Here is a 17,500-nt window from a genome sequence, read left to right on the forward strand (position 1 = left end):
GAGAGAATCCTAAGGTGTGCGAGAGAACTCTGGTTAAGGAACTCGGCAAAATGACCCCGTAACTTCGGGAGAAGGGGTGCTTTCTTAACGGAAAGCCGCAGTGAATAGGCCCAAGCGACTGTTTAGCAAAAACACAGCTCTCTGCGAAGCCGTAAGGCGAAGTATAGGGGGTGACACCTGCCCGGTGCTGGAAGGTTAAGGAGAGGGGTTAGCGTAAGCGAAGCTCTGAACTGAAGCCCCAGTAAACGGCGGCCGTAACTATAACGGTCCTAAGGTAGCGAAATTCCTTGTCGGGTAAGTTCCGACCCGCACGAAAGGTGTAACGATTTGGGCACTGTCTCAACCAGAGACTCGGTGAAATTATAGTACCTGTGAAGATGCAGGTTACCCGCGACAGGACGGAAAGACCCCGTGGAGCTTTACTGTAGCCTGATATTGAATTTTGGTACAGTTTGTACAGGATAGGCGGGAGCCTTTGAAACCGGAGCGCTAGCTTCGGTGGAGGCGCTGGTGGGATACCGCCCTGACTGTATTGAAATTCTAACCTACGGGTCTTATCGACCCGGGAGACAGTGTCAGGTGGGCAGTTTGACTGGGGCGGTCGCCTCCTAAAGTGTAACGGAGGCGCCCAAAGGTTCCCTCAGAATGGTTGGAAATCATTCGTAGAGTGCAAAGGCATAAGGGAGCTTGACTGCGAGACCTACAAGTCGAGCAGGGACGAAAGTCGGGCTTAGTGATCCGGTGGTTCCGCATGGAAGGGCCATCGCTCAACGGATAAAAGCTACCCCGGGGATAACAGGCTTATCTCCCCCAAGAGTCCACATCGACGGGGAGGTTTGGCACCTCGATGTCGGCTCATCGCATCCTGGGGCTGTAGTCGGTCCCAAGGGTTGGGCTGTTCGCCCATTAAAGCGGTACGCGAGCTGGGTTCAGAACGTCGTGAGACAGTTCGGTCCCTATCCGTCGTGGGCGTAGGAAATTTGAGAGGAGCTGTCCTTAGTACGAGAGGACCGGGATGGACGCACCGCTGGTGTACCAGTTGTTCTGCCAAGGGCATAGCTGGGTAGCTATGTGCGGAAGGGATAAGTGCTGAAAGCATCTAAGCATGAAGCCCCCCTCAAGATGAGATTTCCCATAGCGTAAGCTAGTAAGATCCCTGAAAGATGATCAGGTTGATAGGTTCGAGGTGGAAGCATGGTGACATGTGGAGCTGACGAATACTAATAGATCGAGGACTTAACCATATAATATGAAGCAATGTTATCTAGTTTTGAAGGAATATGCCTTCATAGTTTGGTGATGATGGCAGAGAGGTCACACCCGTTCCCATACCGAACACGGAAGTTAAGCTCTCTAGCGCCGATGGTAGTTGGGACCTTGTCCCTGTGAGAGTAGGACGTCGCCAAGCAACTGTAAGACGAGTCAGAATGACTCGTCTTTTTTGTATGCTTTCATACCTCTCTTAATTGCCTGTTTAACTCCTTCTAAATAGGCGAATCCATGCTTTTTATCTGGTTCTAAGTAAGTACCTTCTGCCCATTCATTCCACGCATTAATAAATAAAAACTCGCTGTTGTAAAGAGAATAGGTACGATGGATTTGCTTACTTAAATATATCGTGAACTTCTCAGGAGTAGAACCGAGGAAGATGCTGCTATTTAAGTCTTTGCGGCGTGCTGTGTTGTCCCAGTCAACAAAGGCACCGGGAAATGTTTTTTTCTTTGAAGGAGATCGTTTTAATATATACATCCAAACTTTATCATAATCCCAAGCATTTATTTGTTTACCAGACTCATATATTGTCTTATTTATGTCTGAAGAGCTATCATGAGCAATTGTATAAAAAGGCTCGAATTGAATGCTAGCATCGAATCCATGTATATTAGGAAGTGGGAAGCTGTTTAATGTTTCTACAAAGTATATACCTTTTAAACCATTTTCTTGTGCGAGTATATTCCAGTAATTAAGCATTTGCTCACAGTCAGGGATATGCCCAGGACGATAAATAATGAATAGTGGTTTATCATCTATACGAATATATCTTTCATCTTGGAAAGCCTGTAATAAATAGTCAAAGTGTTCTTTCCAATCCGATACCTCTCCATAATTTTGAGGCATTAATATGTGACTATCAAGACCATCCCAAGTTTTTGTCCACGGTTCATTTGCCCAAGAAAGGCAAAATGGAAAATCTGGTTCGCCCGTCTTAAGTACTTCATTAAAGGGTGTCTCCAATAGCCTTTTTCCTTTAAACCAGTAATGGTAATAACAAAAACCATATATGCCGTGTGCTTTGGCAATTTTTGCTTGCCATTTTCTTACGGATGGGTCCGTTAAGTCATAATAAAAATCTTGATAAGGTTCTCTAGGTTGATAATGTCCTGCAAATAAAGGTCTTGCACTTTTAGTATTTGTCCATTCAGTAAAACCTTTTCCCCACCATTTGTCATTTTCTTTTATTTGATGAAACTGCGGTAAGTAAAAAGCAATTATTTTCAAGATATATCCTCCTTATGTTCTTTATAGTTCAAAGTGGTGGGAAGTTACTTTTGATTTTTTGAATCGAGTTTAAAGCGCTAGATAGGTTATTTACTTACTATTTTGTTGTGCTTCATATTGAATTCGTTTTTACAGTTTGCTCAATAGAGGAATCTTAGATGATTTAATATATGGCTGAGATGAAAAGTGATTTTCATTATAAAATTATGCGCATTACCATGTACGAAAAGGGTTAATCTTTTTGGAGAACAAATAGGGCTTGGGGTAATCGGCTTGCGTCATCAAAAAAGTCCCGTAGCTTTAAATACTTCTCATAGTGATTTTTAATGTAAGTTCTAGGTATAACGGTTTCTCCGTAGAAGCTACTATTTCTAACATCTCCCGCTCCTGTAGGACTGTGGACAAAATTACCGCTTTCATAATCCGAGATGGCCCGATTTATATCTGGAAAAGCTTGTGATAAAGTTTTATGCCAACCCGTTTGAATGAATTCAGGGTGTTCCTTAAATTGTTGACAGTAATCGAGAAAATAGCGTGCTTGTGTTGTGGCGATGAAGATGCCACCTGGACGAAGAATTCTTGAAAATTCTTTTATCCAATGTTCTGCAGTTTCTTCGGATAAATGTGAGAATACAGAATAAGCGAATATGATGTCTAATGAATTGTCACTAATAAATTCTACAGGAGGTTGTGGATTGGCTGTTTTATATATTCCTCTTCCTAACGTTTCATTGCAAATGTTAATCATTGCGGGATCTACATCAATACCAAGTAAATTTTTATCGCGAACATCTTTGAAAAAAAAGCGTATAATTCTTCCCCATCCGCAACCAAAGTCTAAAATTTTACGTTCTTTATTCAAGGGAACGCCTAAATTTTGGGCATATGTTTTTACATGGCTATAAAACAAATATGCTTCATAAAGAGCATGTTCATAGGAAGCTCCTACAAACTGTTGTTGAATTTCTTCGGGGGGGAACATAGGTACTGGGATACCATTTATCTTTGTTTGTGAGCAACTTTGTATAAATAGATTTAGAAGTTCAACGTCAGAAAGAGGACTAACAAGGTTATCAAAATCATTTCCTAACTTAAAGTTATTCATTTGTTGACCTCCAAATTATATAGTGCCTAAAAATTATGTTCGTGTTTTTTTACTAATAAAAACATGTAGAAATTCAGCATCTAATCCTAGTGATCTATCCTTTTGTAAATAAACAATTGTATACATATTTGCATGTGTATAAATATATTCAATCATATCTTGGCCCCAATCAAATGTTACTAAAGCCCCCTTCTCATCAATAGGATTTCCATGATAAATCGGCTCTTCCATATACTCAATTCCTTCTTTATTGTTTCTTGCTCTTTGCAAAGTCTTTGGGAGTGTATGGTACCAAGGGACAGTAAACACATGAGTACCGCCAGGCTTTAATACACGCTCTATTTCTTTAAAGGCTTTATTTGGTTCCATTACATGTTCAAAGACATCTTGAGTAATGAACAAATCAAAAGATTCATTTTGGAAAGTCATGTTTTCTAAGTTCTCGCATCTAATCCCTTGAAAGTATTGGCCGAGGGGATAGTTTTTAAAGTATTGAGAGTATGTATAGTTTTTGCATTTTTTTATTAGTAGTTGAGTTGTAATCCCTCCAGGAGAGGATTCATGAATATGATAGGAACCCCATTTTGGAAAAAATGTATTTAAAACATGAATTAAAGCTCGCTGTCTTGGTATAGATTGGCATGTAGAACATAAGTAGTGATCTCTAAGCCAATCGTTATGCTCTATAAATGTAGCTTCCTTCTCACAAATAACGCAATATCCGTTATTATGTTTCAAATTACCTTCCACATGACATCACTCCTGTGTAAAAATGCATATGGCACATGCGTCAATAACCAGTGAACTCAAAGAGAGTGGGTGAAATTTAGGGAATCTATAAAAATAAAATTGGTAGAAGGGGATTATTAGCAGGGGAGAACCCCACGCTAATTAAAGTTTCACTTTATGCTATGCGATACATTCGCTTTTATTCATCGAAGAATGTATCGATTTAAAATATCCCTTTCGTGTACGGATACATTTCAAAGTCTTGTGCATATATTTCTGTAACTAACGCCATTGTTTCTTCATCATAAAAGCTTTCATATGTTGGAAAGCGAGGGAAGGCGGCATCCGTAATGCTGAGCTCTGCATAGCTTCCTGTATAAAGCATTTTATGAGCGCGATGATGATTTGAATTTGTAAGTAGCGCTAAATTAGATTTAACTAAATCGTACGTATATTCTATTTTGATGATTTGTGTATTAAAATCTTCTACAGGAATATAGTATTGGATGAAGTTTTCTTCGCCTGGAACGTATTGCTGACTAAAATGTATGTCCATTGCTAGAGAATTGGGACCTAATGCTCGAACGTAATATAAAAATTGTTTAAATGATATACCTCGGTTACTATATTTGTCATTATACAAATAATGGCGGATACTTTCCCATTGAGGGCTAGCATATGGATTGTCAGCAAGTAATAAAAATGAGCTGACGGCCCTTGTATAGGGATTTCGCACAAGTTTACAAACATCTTTTTTTGCTGTTAGAAGCTCATTTTGTAACTCTGGTATGTAGTTGGTGTTGTTTTTATATACCCAGAATTCATAGTAATGAATAAAGTCATGGTATTTCTTTGCTTCAGTAAATAATCCAATTTGAAAAAAGAACCAATTAGCTAAAGTAGTGCATCCGCTTCTATGGCTCCAGAATAGTATAAGTGGAAAGTCTTTATGGAAATGTGGGATTCGATCTTTATGTAGAATTACATGATTTAAAAGCTCTTGATTTACATTCTTCATACATGTAATGCTCCTTTTTGAAAGTTTTATTTATGGAAAGGGGAAGCCTTTACTAATCCAATATATTCATAGGAATGAGTAAATATTATGAGTGTTTTTTTCGGACGACTTAAATAGGGTAGTGATTCTAAAAGGAAAATATAAAATAAAGATAATGAAAATTTATAAAGGGCATACAATTATAAGAGAATGAATAATAGAAGTGACCAAGTTCATTTCTTTGTATTTCTAGGTGTGATAAGCCAAAATCTTATTACTAGAGAGGATACTATGAGGAAGAATAATTATTTAATAGTAGGTGGAAATAGTTTCATTGGTATTAACCTCGCATTAGGTTTATTGAAACAAGGTCAAAATGTAAAAGTATTTTCCAGACATATAAATAATTTCCCTCAAAATATTATAAGTGAGGTTGAGTTTATTAAAGGTGATTTAGCTAATGTTGAAGATATATATAAAGCTTTAGTGAATGTAGATATTATTATTTACTTAGCTGCAACGTCTAATGTAGCAACTTCAATTGAAGATGTTTTCGGAGATATAAACAGTAGCTTTTATTTTCTTAACTTCATGGAAAGCGTTAAAAATTTCCCTATTAAAAAAATTGTATTAGCATCTTCTGGAGGCACAGTTTATGGTGAGCCTGAATATTTACCTATTGATGAGGAACATCCATTAAAACCACTTTCTCCTTATGGAATAACAAAAGTGTCGCTTGAAAATTATTTGTACTTTTATAAGAGAAAATATGGAATTGACTATGTTGTATGTAGATATTCTAATCCGTATGGAAAATATCAAAACCCGTTAAAGAAAGTTGGGGCAATAAATTGTTTTTTGTATCAGCATCTCAGTAATGAAAAGATTAATATATATGGGAATCCACAAGAGATTATTCGAGATTATATTTATATCGATGATTTAGTGGAGATCACTATACAACTATCACAATTAAATCGCTTGAAATCTTGTGTATATAACATAGGGAGCGGCAAGGGTCTCTCTTTAAAACGAATTATAGTAGAACTGGAGAAATTAACGGAAAGAAAAGTGGATTTTATCTGCTATAAACAAAAGCAAGAAAATGTTCAAAAAATTATTTTAAATATAGATAGAGTAAGGCGAGAATGTAATTGGGAACCGAAAGTAGATTTCAAAAGTGGAATTAGATTAAATAAGCTATGGATTGAAGAGTTCTTATATAGTAAAAAATAATAAGCCATGCCCTACTTCTGTATAAGTAGAGCGTGGTTTATTATTTTATCCCGCTTTAATGGGCAGTAAAACCCCCACCTCAAAATTCAGCGAAAGCAAAGAAGTTAGGTGGGGGATCAACTGCCTATAAAAGTCCGATTGGTTCAACTAATAATCAGTGGGGGATGAAGAAAACCCCCACTGATTAAAGTTTCACTTTATTTCTTTTTTTATTACCCAAAGGTCTTGATGTTCCCACCAAAAACCTTCAGTGTATTTTTTGATAATCGGGTTATAAGATAATAATTTAATTTTGTCACATACGTAAGAGGGGCTAACGATCGTTTGCCCGTATTCATGAACATCTAAATCCAGTTGTTCGCTAGAGGGAAGAAACCAATAGCCCTGTTCATTTAAATCAGGAAAGCCGAAGTACTTTTTACTTTGATATCCATGAGTTGTGAAAATGAATAATCCGCCAGGGGAAACAGCGTTATACAATGTTTGAAGCCAACGAAACCAAGTTGTATCGGGCATATGAGAAAAAAAGGATAGACAAAAAACGATATCATACGTAGACGAGGCTAATTTTACTTGTTCTGGTTCAGGGTGAGATAAGATAGATGAAGTATTTAATGTGCTTTCAATAAAAGTAATAGCCTCTTCGTGTATATCACAAGTAGTTATACTTAAGTTCGTTTGCTGATTTAATAAATGACGTGTTACGCAGCCATATCCGGATGCGAATTCTAATAATTGAATTGGATTGTTTACAGAAGGATAAAAGGAAGTAATTAAATCTAAGAGTGTTTCTGCTGATTTTCTTCCATCTTTAAAATAATAATCTATCGCTTCTTTTTTAGATGGAAAGACTGGATTCGTGACAAGGAATTGAAAGATATGATCCTCTGGATGAATACTTGCATTTACATTGTAGTTGTGTGCCATTTGGGAAATCAAATCTTTATTTGCCTCTATAAATTCTTTCAAAGAGTAACCCTCCTTAAATGATAGTAACGTCTTACAAGAGATACTAATGGTGAGGAAAGTGTATAATTAAATCTTCAAATATGCTTTAAGGTACTTTCTATATGTGTACATTTTCTTTTTTGAAATGTCGTCGATAGTAAAGGTTTCTTTAATGAAATTTTGTATTTGTACAACTTCACTGTAGTGGGAATATGAATCTTCTATTCTCGTTACACTATTTGTATGTCGTCTATGATAGTTTAGTGGCTTTGGATTGAAATAAATGTCCCCTTCTTTAAGGATAGAAACATAGAAAAACCAATCACCAGCTACTTTAAACTTTTCTAATTGTTTTGCTGTTGTTTTTATGTCTCTGTTTTTAAAAACTACACTTGAGACATTAGGTATGGTGTTTTTGATAAGTAACGTATCTTGTATTTCATCTATCCCTTTTCGGAAATAAGGACGCCGCCATTTCTCTTTATCAATATCATTTGTGTAATCCAAATAATGATTGGCCAGGATATTTCCTTGTTCATCTATTTGTTTTGATTGTGTGTAGCTTAAGGTAACCTCACTATTTATATGAAATCCTTGTATTACTTCTTCTAAAAATGTCTGATCACATAAGTCATCAGCCTCTGCAATCCAAATGTAATCACCAGTTGCTGCAGAGACACCTTTTATCCATTGTTTAAATACAGAACCAGAGTTTGTATCGTTAATAATTTGTTGAACTTTTAGGTGGGGTTTATTTTCGTTTGAGAGCAGCTGTTCAAATATAGATACACTATTGTCAGTAGAAGCATCGTCTAGGAAAATTAGTTCGTAAAGGGGATAGGTTTGGTTTAAGATGGATTTAACTCGGTCAGGTAAGTATTTTTCGTAATTATAGTTCGGTATGATTACGCTTATTTTTTTGTAATTATGATCAAGCAGGTTTAACAATTGATAAATGTAATGAAGGAAGTTGAAATCTTTTTCAATAAGTTCTTGGCCAAAGCTCCCTTTTTGTAATCGTAACTCTTCATCTCCAATAAATTCATATATTCTTTCCAGCATCATTGGTAAGTTTAAATAGTCTACTAATGCGCCAGTTTGTTCTGTAACAACATCTTCAAAACCTCCAGCGTTTTTAAACCCTATAACAGGGACTTTTGTATCTAATGCCTCTAAAACAACGTTGGGAAAAGGGTCTTCTCTTGAAGTTAATAAATATAAATCAGCCCCGGCGTTATATAAACCGATATCTGGAGTTGGGTCCACTAATGTGAAATGTGCTGTATACCTAGGGGATAGTGTATTTAAAAAATGAACATCTGTTTTCCCAACCCAGATAAAATGAATATTCGTATGAATCTTTCTTACTGAGTAAGCGATAAGTGAGAATAAATCTATTCCTTTTCGATGATCAGCGAAACCTACTCCTAAAATGATTTTGCTATCTAGAGGCAGGTTGTGTTTTTTTCGTAATTCGCTTCTAGCTTTTGCAATGTTGTTCTTATAAGGATTGTGGTTAAACAAGCCTTGAGGGAGAATGTGGCATTTTTGATGATCTAATTGGGTGATTGTACGGAATTTTTCATAAACGTACTGTGAAGGGAAGACAATTTTGTAAGCAAACTCGGCAATGTTTCTAGCTTTTCCCTCGGCAGAGTACTGTTGTATTAAATGCGGCAATTCATGTATTAATGAAATAACCTTTATATTGTGTTTGGCTAGTAATGCAACTATATCACCACTTATGACGGTACTACATATGGCGATGGTATAGTCTTGTAATAATAACTTCTTTATTAATAATTCGACCTTTTCTTCCGTTGGGTAGTTTTCCTCTAGGCAATAAACAGGACCATACTTTTGAAAATCTTGGATTAAAATGCCCGTTCCGATAGAAATAATTGCGACAGAGTAGTTAAAGTTTTCTTTAAGAGCTTTGATAGTATGTAAAGAAAGCAGTTGCGCTCCGTGGAAATGGGCATCATGGGATACATAAATGATCTTCTTATTAACATGCATTTCATAACGCCTCCTAGGTTAATTAGGTTTTTAGTAAATGTATGGCGTACTTATAATTCCTAGAGAGAAGTAGTAGAAGATAATTGTGAATATCGCCGGAATGTACTCGCAATAAAAAATGCTACTTTTAATATATATTTGTTTGGCTTGATATTCATTCTTTAGAAAGGTATAAGTGGTAAGAAAGTATAGGGTGTTGATTCTGAAAGTGACTGTATCAGTTTATGAATCACTAGAGACGGAGAATACATTTTATAATTTATAAAATAAAAAGAATAAAAGGTATTGACGATTAGAGTATGGAGGTGTAATATAGAACAAGTCGCCGATGACATTAACATCGAAAGCGACAAACGAAATAAAAAACTTAGTTGACATTGAAAGATGAAAATGTTAACATAAGGAAGTCGCAAATGAGCGACCAAGTAGTTCTTTGAAAACTGAACGAAACAAACAACGTGAAACGTCAATTTTTATTTTAGATGCTAGACAAACTAACTTTATTGGAGAGTTTGATCCTGGCTCAGGATGAACGCTGGCGGCGTGCCTAATACATGCAAGTCGAGCGAATGGATTAAGAGCTTGCTCTTATGAAGTTAGCGGCGGACGGGTGAGTAACACGTGGGTAACCTGCCCATAAGACTGGGATAACTCCGGGAAACCGGGGCTAATACCGGATAATATTTTGAACCACATGGTTCGAAATTGAAAGGCGGCTTCGGCTGTCACTTATGGATGGACCCGCGTCGCATTAGCTAGTTGGTGAGGTAACGGCTCACCAAGGCAACGATGCGTAGCCGACCTGAGAGGGTGATCGGCCACACTGGGACTGAGACACGGCCCAGACTCCTACGGGAGGCAGCAGTAGGGAATCTTCCGCAATGGACGAAAGTCTGACGGAGCAACGCCGCGTGAGTGATGAAGGCTTTCGGGTCGTAAAACTCTGTTGTTAGGGAAGAACAAGTGCTAGTTGAATAAGCTGGCACCTTGACGGTACCTAACCAGAAAGCCACGGCTAACTACGTGCCAGCAGCCGCGGTAATACGTAGGTGGCAAGCGTTATCCGGAATTATTGGGCGTAAAGCGCGCGCAGGTGGTTTCTTAAGTCTGATGTGAAAGCCCACGGCTCAACCGTGGAGGGTCATTGGAAACTGGGAGACTTGAGTGCAGAAGAGGAAAGTGGAATTCCATGTGTAGCGGTGAAATGCGTAGAGATATGGAGGAACACCAGTGGCGAAGGCGACTTTCTGGTCTGTAACTGACACTGAGGCGCGAAAGCGTGGGGAGCAAACAGGATTAGATACCCTGGTAGTCCACGCCGTAAACGATGAGTGCTAAGTGTTAGAGGGTTTCCGCCCTTTAGTGCTGAAGTTAACGCATTAAGCACTCCGCCTGGGGAGTACGGCCGCAAGGCTGAAACTCAAAGGAATTGACGGGGGCCCGCACAAGCGGTGGAGCATGTGGTTTAATTCGAAGCAACGCGAAGAACCTTACCAGGTCTTGACATCCTCTGACAACCCTAGAGATAGGGCTTCTCCTTCGGGAGCAGAGTGACAGGTGGTGCATGGTTGTCGTCAGCTCGTGTCGTGAGATGTTGGGTTAAGTCCCGCAACGAGCGCAACCCTTGATCTTAGTTGCCATCATTTAGTTGGGCACTCTAAGGTGACTGCCGGTGACAAACCGGAGGAAGGTGGGGATGACGTCAAATCATCATGCCCCTTATGACCTGGGCTACACACGTGCTACAATGGACGGTACAAAGAGCTGCAAGACCGCGAGGTGGAGCTAATCTCATAAAACCGTTCTCAGTTCGGATTGTAGGCTGCAACTCGCCTACATGAAGCTGGAATCGCTAGTAATCGCGGATCAGCATGCCGCGGTGAATACGTTCCCGGGCCTTGTACACACCGCCCGTCACACCACGAGAGTTTGTAACACCCGAAGTCGGTGGGGTAACCTTTTTGGAGCCAGCCGCCTAAGGTGGGACAGATGATTGGGGTGAAGTCGTAACAAGGTAGCCGTATCGGAAGGTGCGGCTGGATCACCTCCTTTCTATGGAGAATTGATGAACGCTGTTCATCAATATAAGTTTCCGTGTTTCGTTTTGTTCAGTTTTGAGAGAACTATCTCTCATATATAAATGTATGTTCTTTGAAAACTAGATAACAGTGTAGCTCATATTTTTTAATTTTTAGTTTGGTTAAGTTAGAAAGGGCGCACGGTGGATGCCTTGACACTAGGAGTCGATGAAGGACGGGACTAACGCCGATATGCTTCGGGGAGCTGTAAGTAAGCTTTGATCCGAAGATTTCCGAATGGGGAAACCCACCATACGTAATGGTATGGTATCCTTACCTGAATACATAGGGTAAGGAAGACAGACCCAGGGAACTGAAACATCTAAGTACCTGGAGGAAGAGAAAGCAAATGCGATTTCCTGAGTAGCGGCGAGCGAAACGGAACATAGCCCAAACCAAGAGGCTTGCCTCTTGGGGTTGTAGGACATTCTATACGGAGTTACAAAGGAACGAGGTAGACGAAGCGACCTGGAAAGGTCCGTCGTAGAGGGTAACAACCCCGTAGTCGAAACTTCGTTCTCTCTTGAATGTATCCTGAGTACGGCGGAACACGTGAAATTCCGTCGGAATCTGGGAGGACCATCTCCCAAGGCTAAATACTCCCTAGTGATCGATAGTGAACCAGTACCGTGAGGGAAAGGTGAAAAGCACCCCGGAAGGGGAGTGAAAGAGATCCTGAAACCGTGTGCCTACAAATAGTCAGAGCCCGTTAACGGGTGATGGCGTGCCTTTTGTAGAATGAACCGGCGAGTTACGATCCCGTGCGAGGTTAAGCTGAAGAGGCGGAGCCGCAGCGAAAGCGAGTCTGAATAGGGCGTTTAGTACGTGGTCGTAGACCCGAAACCAGGTGATCTACCCATGTCCAGGGTGAAGTTCAGGTAACACTGAATGGAGGCCCGAACCCACGCACGTTGAAAAGTGCGGGGATGAGGTGTGGGTAGCGGAGAAATTCCAATCGAACCTGGAGATAGCTGGTTCTCCCCGAAATAGCTTTAGGGCTAGCCTTAAGTGTAAGAGTCTTGGAGGTAGAGCACTGATTGGACTAGGGGTCCTCATCGGATTACCGAATTCAGTCAAACTCCGAATGCCAATGACTTATCCTTAGGAGTCAGACTGCGAGTGATAAGATCCGTAGTCAAAAGGGAAACAGCCCAGACCGCCAGCTAAGGTCCCAAAGTGTGTATTAAGTGGAAAAGGATGTGGAGTTGCTTAGACAACTAGGATGTTGGCTTAGAAGCAGCCACCATTTAAAGAGTGCGTAATAGCTCACTAGTCGAGTGACTCTGCGCCGAAAATGTACCGGGGCTAAATACACCACCGAAGCTGCGGATTGATACCGATGGTATCAGTGGTAGGGGAGCGTTCTAAGGACAGTGAAGTCAGACCGTAAGGACTGGTGGAGTGCTTAGAAGTGAGAATGCCGGTATGAGTAGCGAAAGACGGGTGAGAATCCCGTCCACCGAATGCCTAAGGTTTCCTGAGGAAGGCTCGTCCGCTCAGGGTTAGTCAGGACCTAAGCCGAGGCCGACAGGCGTAGGCGATGGACAACAGGTTGATATTCCTGTACCACCTCTTTATCGTTTGAGCAATGGAGGGACGCAGAAGGATAGAAGAAGCGTGCGATTGGTTGTGCACGTCCAAGCAGTTAGGCTGATAAGTAGGCAAATCCGCTTATCGTGAAGGCTGAGCTGTGATGGGGAAGCTCCTTATGGAGCGAAGTCTTTGATTCCCCGCTGCCAAGAAAAGCTTCTAGCGAGATAAAAGGTGCCTGTACCGCAAACCGACACAGGTAGGCGAGGAGAGAATCCTAAGGTGTGCGAGAGAACTCTGGTTAAGGAACTCGGCAAAATGACCCCGTAACTTCGGGAGAAGGGGTGCTTTCTTAACGGAAAGCCGCAGTGAATAGGCCCAAGCGACTGTTTAGCAAAAACACAGCTCTCTGCGAAGCCGTAAGGCGAAGTATAGGGGGTGACACCTGCCCGGTGCTGGAAGGTTAAGGAGAGGGGTTAGCGTAAGCGAAGCTCTGAACTGAAGCCCCAGTAAACGGCGGCCGTAACTATAACGGTCCTAAGGTAGCGAAATTCCTTGTCGGGTAAGTTCCGACCCGCACGAAAGGTGTAACGATTTGGGCACTGTCTCAACCAGAGACTCGGTGAAATTATAGTACCTGTGAAGATGCAGGTTACCCGCGACAGGACGGAAAGACCCCGTGGAGCTTTACTGTAGCCTGATATTGAATTTTGGTACAGTTTGTACAGGATAGGCGGGAGCCTTTGAAACCGGAGCGCTAGCTTCGGTGGAGGCGCTGGTGGGATACCGCCCTGACTGTATTGAAATTCTAACCTACGGGTCTTATCGACCCGGGAGACAGTGTCAGGTGGGCAGTTTGACTGGGGCGGTCGCCTCCTAAAGTGTAACGGAGGCGCCCAAAGGTTCCCTCAGAATGGTTGGAAATCATTCGTAGAGTGCAAAGGCATAAGGGAGCTTGACTGCGAGACCTACAAGTCGAGCAGGGACGAAAGTCGGGCTTAGTGATCCGGTGGTTCCGCATGGAAGGGCCATCGCTCAACGGATAAAAGCTACCCCGGGGATAACAGGCTTATCTCCCCCAAGAGTCCACATCGACGGGGAGGTTTGGCACCTCGATGTCGGCTCATCGCATCCTGGGGCTGTAGTCGGTCCCAAGGGTTGGGCTGTTCGCCCATTAAAGCGGTACGCGAGCTGGGTTCAGAACGTCGTGAGACAGTTCGGTCCCTATCCGTCGTGGGCGTAGGAAATTTGAGAGGAGCTGTCCTTAGTACGAGAGGACCGGGATGGACGCACCGCTGGTGTACCAGTTGTTCTGCCAAGGGCATAGCTGGGTAGCTATGTGCGGAAGGGATAAGTGCTGAAAGCATCTAAGCATGAAGCCCCCCTCAAGATGAGATTTCCCATAGCGTAAGCTAGTAAGATCCCTGAAAGATGATCAGGTTGATAGGTTCGAGGTGGAAGCATGGTGACATGTGGAGCTGACGAATACTAATAGATCGAGGACTTAACCATATAATATGTAGCAAATGTTATCTAGTTTTGAAGGAATATGCCTTCAATAGTTTGGTGATGATGGCAGAGAGGTCACACCCGTTCCCATACCGAACACGGAAGTTAAGCTCTCTAGCGCCGATGGTAGTTGGGACCTTGTCCCTGTGAGAGTAGGACGTCGCCAAGCAACTAAAAACACAAGTCTTTTGACTTGTGTTTTTTCGTGTTTAATAAAGCATAAACATTTTATACACAGAAAGGTGATATCCAAGGGATGTTTAATTTTTGAGCTGTGTCGTACGGTAATTTGGAGTATTAATGGTGATTATTCCTGCCATGTCAGAAGTAAGTCATACTAGTAGTGAAATAGATAAAAAACCGATATTCTAACTTGAATATCGGTTTAATAATTTGTGACTTATATGAACTTAGAGCAATACGAAAAGTGTAAATAAAATAGCTAGTAAAATACGATAGTATGCAAAAGGTTTTAAACCTATCTTCTCTAAAAGCTTCAGAAAAGTTACTACCGCTAGCATTGCTACTATAAAAGAGGTAATGAATCCTACGACAAACATAGGAATATCATTTACACTTAAATACTTCCAGCTTTTTAATAAGTCTAAGCCTGTAGCACCAACCATTACAGGAAGAGCAATTAGAAAAGAGAACTCAGATGCAGTTTTATAATTTACTTTTGCTAATAGCCCCCCAGAAATAGTAGAGCCAGCTCTAGAAAAACCAGGATATACGGCTAAGCATTGGAATAATCCAATTGTTAATGCTTGACGGTATGTTAAATCATCCAGTGAATAGGCGGTTGCCTCTTTCTTTTTTACTTCTGCAAAGATCATCAGAATGGCCCCTGCCACAAGTCCGATTACGACAGTGTAGGGCTGAAATAAGTAAGTTTTAATAACATCGTGTAGTAATAAACCAGCAACTACTGCTGGAAATACGCCAAGAAATACATGGAATACGTTAAATTTTTTTTCTTTCCGCAGAAGAGGTTTAATATTACATAAAGAAACGAGGCGTTTATGATATAAAATTGCAATAGCTAAAATTGCCCCTAGCTGTATAACAATTTCAAACGTTTTCGCTCTTTCTCCTTCAAAGCCTAATAAATGCCCGACTAATATAAGGTGGCCAGTAGAGGAGATAGGTAAAAATTCAGCTAGCCCCTCTACGATACCAAGTATGAAGGCAATAATGATATCGCTCATAGTTTCACTCCTATAAATTAATGGATATCTACTCTTTTAAAATAGAATAGTGTTGCAATAAATCCGAAGATCGTCGTTGCTGCAATGATGATATAAGAATACTCTGGTGGATATGTGGGTTGTAATTCATTATTTGCGATATCTAAAGTAGCGGTCCACGGAAATAAATCTTTATGTTTGGAGTTTACGAGCATAAGATTAGTCATTGTAATAATGACTGTTAATATAATAGGCGGTACATAGCTCTTCATTACAAGGGTTAATAGCACTATAGGTGAAGACAATAGAAAGAGAAGTACACCACAAATTGAAAATTTTAGGAAAGAACCTAAAATTAAATCGGTGTTAAAACCAGGGAAGCTCCCCAATACCCCTAATATTAAAGTGAGTGTCCAAGCGACTAAAGTTAGCATCACGATCCAAAGAAAAAGAATGATGAACTTACTTATAATAAAGCTAATACGCGACACGGGGATAGTTAATAAATTCATTAGTGTATCTTCTGTATATTCACGGGTAAACATATAAGCAATTACTACTCCATATAAGGGAAAGCCTATTACTAAAGTAGTATATAAGTTAACATCAGTAAATAATTGATGAAACCAAATTGTTGGAGTTGGCTGTTTGGTTTTTATATGTATATAAGAAGCTACTACAACTAAGAAAGGTGCGACACCAGCACCAATAATGCTAATTAAAAACATATTAGAGCGTTTTAGTTTTAATAGTTCTGTATAGAGTAGATTAACCAATCGTTCCACCCCCGACTAGTTTAGTGAAATAATCTTCTAATCTATCTTCGCTCATCATCATTTTTAATACTTCAATATCATTCAGAACTAATGTTCTGTTTATGCGCCCTTGTTGTCCGAAATGAGAATAAATACGAATATTTCCTTCATCATGAACTTCGTAATCAAAAATTTGAAAATGATTTTCTAATAGCATCACAGCCTTATTGTCATTATTCACCTGAAATTCTATGTACTTACGGTTTGTTTTGCGCAGTGTATCAAGAGAAACTTCTTCTAGTAACCTTCCTTCATGAATAATTCCCATACGATCAACTAATTGCTCTACTTCAGCTAATATGTGACTGGAAATAAGTATCGTTATATTTCTTTCCTGTGCTAAAGATTTAATAAGTTTTCGCATTTCTTTAATACCAATAGGGTCCAGCCCATTAGTTGGTTCATCTAGTATGAGTAATTCGGGATAATGGAGAAGGGCACGTGCAATCCCTAGGCGCTGCTTCATCCCTAAAGAATACTTCCCAACTAATTTTTTTGTTTCTTGCTGCAATCCTACTATCTCTAATGCTTCTTCAATAGCATTCTTTTTATGAATTCCAATTATCTTTGCATTAACTAATAAGTTTTCTTTTGCAGTTAAGTTTTCATAAAACCCTGGCACCTCAACGATAGAACCAATTCTTCTTAAAATATCTTTTTGGTTTTGAAATAAGTTCTCTCCGAATATTTCAATATTTCCACTTGTAGGCTTTATAAGGCTGAGTAACATACGAATGGTTGTAGTTTTACCTGCACCGTTACGTCCTATGAATCCGTAAATTTCTCCTTGTTGAACGTTAATATTTAGATTATCTACCGATTTTTGTGTGCCGTATGCTTTAGTAAGA

Annotated in this window: 10 protein-coding genes and 5 rRNA genes (2 of these 15 running past the window's edge); 6 read left to right on the plus strand and 9 right to left on the minus strand. The window is 40.0% G+C overall.

From position 1 onward, the window contains the following. Together AAG068_RS01650 and rrf (AAG068_RS01655) are read left to right on the plus strand one after the other, a co-directional pair. A 23S ribosomal RNA gene (locus tag AAG068_RS01650) occupies positions 1-1,244 on the plus strand; it begins 1,678 nt to the left of the window's first position. A gap of 48 nt (positions 1,245-1,292) precedes the next feature. After that, positions 1,293-1,408: ribosomal RNA gene (gene rrf, locus AAG068_RS01655) — 5S ribosomal RNA — on the plus strand. 14 nt (positions 1,409-1,422) lie between these two features. Here the strand turns inward: rrf (AAG068_RS01655) and AAG068_RS01660 are convergent. The 4 genes from AAG068_RS01660 to AAG068_RS01675 all read right to left on the minus strand — a co-directional run bounded on the left by AAG068_RS01660 (position 1,423) and on the right by AAG068_RS01675 (position 5,351). Next, positions 1,423-2,499, minus strand: coding sequence for a glycosyltransferase WbsX family protein (locus AAG068_RS01660; protein WP_342716715.1), 1,077 nt, complete (start codon positions 2,497-2,499; stop codon positions 1,423-1,425). A gap of 232 nt (positions 2,500-2,731) precedes the next feature. Then, a complete protein-coding gene (locus AAG068_RS01665) occupies positions 2,732-3,604 on the minus strand; it encodes a class I SAM-dependent methyltransferase (RefSeq protein WP_342716717.1) in 873 nt (290 codons plus the stop codon). A gap of 33 nt (positions 3,605-3,637) precedes the next feature. Then, complete coding sequence (locus AAG068_RS01670; RefSeq protein WP_342716719.1) at positions 3,638-4,354, minus strand: class I SAM-dependent methyltransferase; 717 nt, start codon at positions 4,352-4,354, stop codon at positions 3,638-3,640. A 202-nt stretch (positions 4,355-4,556) separates the two neighbouring features. Then, positions 4,557-5,351, minus strand: coding sequence for a sulfotransferase family 2 domain-containing protein (locus tag AAG068_RS01675; RefSeq protein WP_342716721.1), 795 nt, complete (start codon positions 5,349-5,351; stop codon positions 4,557-4,559). 270 nt (positions 5,352-5,621) lie between these two features. On the opposite strand from AAG068_RS01675, the gene AAG068_RS01680 reads away from it, so the two are divergent. Further along, positions 5,622-6,566: an NAD-dependent epimerase/dehydratase family protein gene (locus tag AAG068_RS01680; protein ID WP_342719698.1), complete on the plus strand. Its 945-nt coding sequence runs from the start codon at positions 5,622-5,624 to the stop codon at positions 6,564-6,566. A gap of 192 nt (positions 6,567-6,758) precedes the next feature. On the opposite strand, the gene AAG068_RS01685 is transcribed toward AAG068_RS01680, so the two are convergent. After that, positions 6,759-7,535, minus strand: coding sequence for a class I SAM-dependent methyltransferase (locus AAG068_RS01685; protein WP_342716723.1), 777 nt, complete (start codon positions 7,533-7,535; stop codon positions 6,759-6,761). Between the two features lie 66 nt (positions 7,536-7,601). Then, a complete protein-coding gene (locus tag AAG068_RS01690) occupies positions 7,602-9,533 on the minus strand; it encodes a glycosyltransferase (RefSeq protein ID WP_342716725.1) in 1,932 nt (643 codons plus the stop codon). Between the two features lie 500 nt (positions 9,534-10,033). Here AAG068_RS01690 and AAG068_RS01695 point away from each other — a divergent pair. The 3 genes from AAG068_RS01695 (at position 10,034) to rrf (AAG068_RS01705) (ending at position 14,819) form a co-directional block, all read left to right on the plus strand. Continuing rightward, positions 10,034-11,585, plus strand: a 16S ribosomal RNA gene (locus AAG068_RS01695). A gap of 146 nt (positions 11,586-11,731) precedes the next feature. Beyond that, a 23S ribosomal RNA gene (locus AAG068_RS01700) occupies positions 11,732-14,653 on the plus strand. Positions 14,654-14,703: 50 nt separating this feature from the next. Continuing rightward, a 5S ribosomal RNA gene (rrf, locus tag AAG068_RS01705) occupies positions 14,704-14,819 on the plus strand. Together the 16S, 23S and 5S rRNA genes form the textbook arrangement of a ribosomal RNA operon. Before the next feature lie 241 nt (positions 14,820-15,060). Here rrf (AAG068_RS01705) and uppP read toward each other — a convergent pair. The 3 genes in view from uppP to AAG068_RS01720 are tightly spaced (at most 17 nt apart) and all read right to left on the minus strand, a layout consistent with a single transcriptional unit that may run on beyond the window. Beyond that, the gene (gene uppP / locus AAG068_RS01710; RefSeq protein ID WP_048526411.1) at positions 15,061-15,858 is read right to left on the minus strand and encodes an undecaprenyl-diphosphate phosphatase UppP; all 798 of its coding nucleotides are present in this window, start codon (positions 15,856-15,858) and stop codon (positions 15,061-15,063) included. A 17-nt stretch (positions 15,859-15,875) separates the two neighbouring features. Then, positions 15,876-16,613, minus strand: coding sequence for an ABC transporter permease (locus AAG068_RS01715; RefSeq protein WP_342716728.1), 738 nt, complete (start codon positions 16,611-16,613; stop codon positions 15,876-15,878). Then, positions 16,606-17,500 carry the 3' portion of an ABC transporter ATP-binding protein gene (locus AAG068_RS01720; RefSeq protein WP_342716730.1) on the minus strand. Its footprint extends 35 nt past the window's final position, so 895 of the gene's 930 nt are visible here — the last part of the coding sequence; its start codon lies beyond the right edge, outside the window; it ends in the stop codon at positions 16,606-16,608. Before AAG068_RS01720 ends, AAG068_RS01715 begins: the two co-directional genes overlap by 8 nt.

Source organism: Bacillus paramycoides, from assembly GCF_038971285.1.
Classification (GTDB): Bacteria; Bacillota; Bacilli; order Bacillales; family Bacillaceae_G; genus Bacillus_A.

What these genes read in the sequence shown, in the direction of transcription:
- AAG068_RS01665 (WP_342716717.1), bottom strand. Translation starts at nt 3,604, where the DNA reads ATGAATAACTTTAAGTTAGGAAATGATTTTGATAACCTTGTTAGTCCT.
- AAG068_RS01675 (WP_342716721.1), bottom strand. Translation starts at nt 5,351, where the DNA reads ATGAAGAATGTAAATCAAGAGCTTTTAAATCATGTAATTCTACATAAA.
- AAG068_RS01680 (WP_342719698.1), top strand. Translation starts at nt 5,622, where the DNA reads ATGAGGAAGAATAATTATTTAATAGTAGGTGGAAATAGTTTCATTGGT.
- AAG068_RS01690 (WP_342716725.1), bottom strand. Translation starts at nt 9,533, where the DNA reads ATGCATGTTAATAAGAAGATCATTTATGTATCCCATGATGCCCATTTC.
- uppP (WP_048526411.1), bottom strand. Translation starts at nt 15,858, where the DNA reads ATGAGCGATATCATTATTGCCTTCATACTTGGTATCGTAGAGGGGCTA.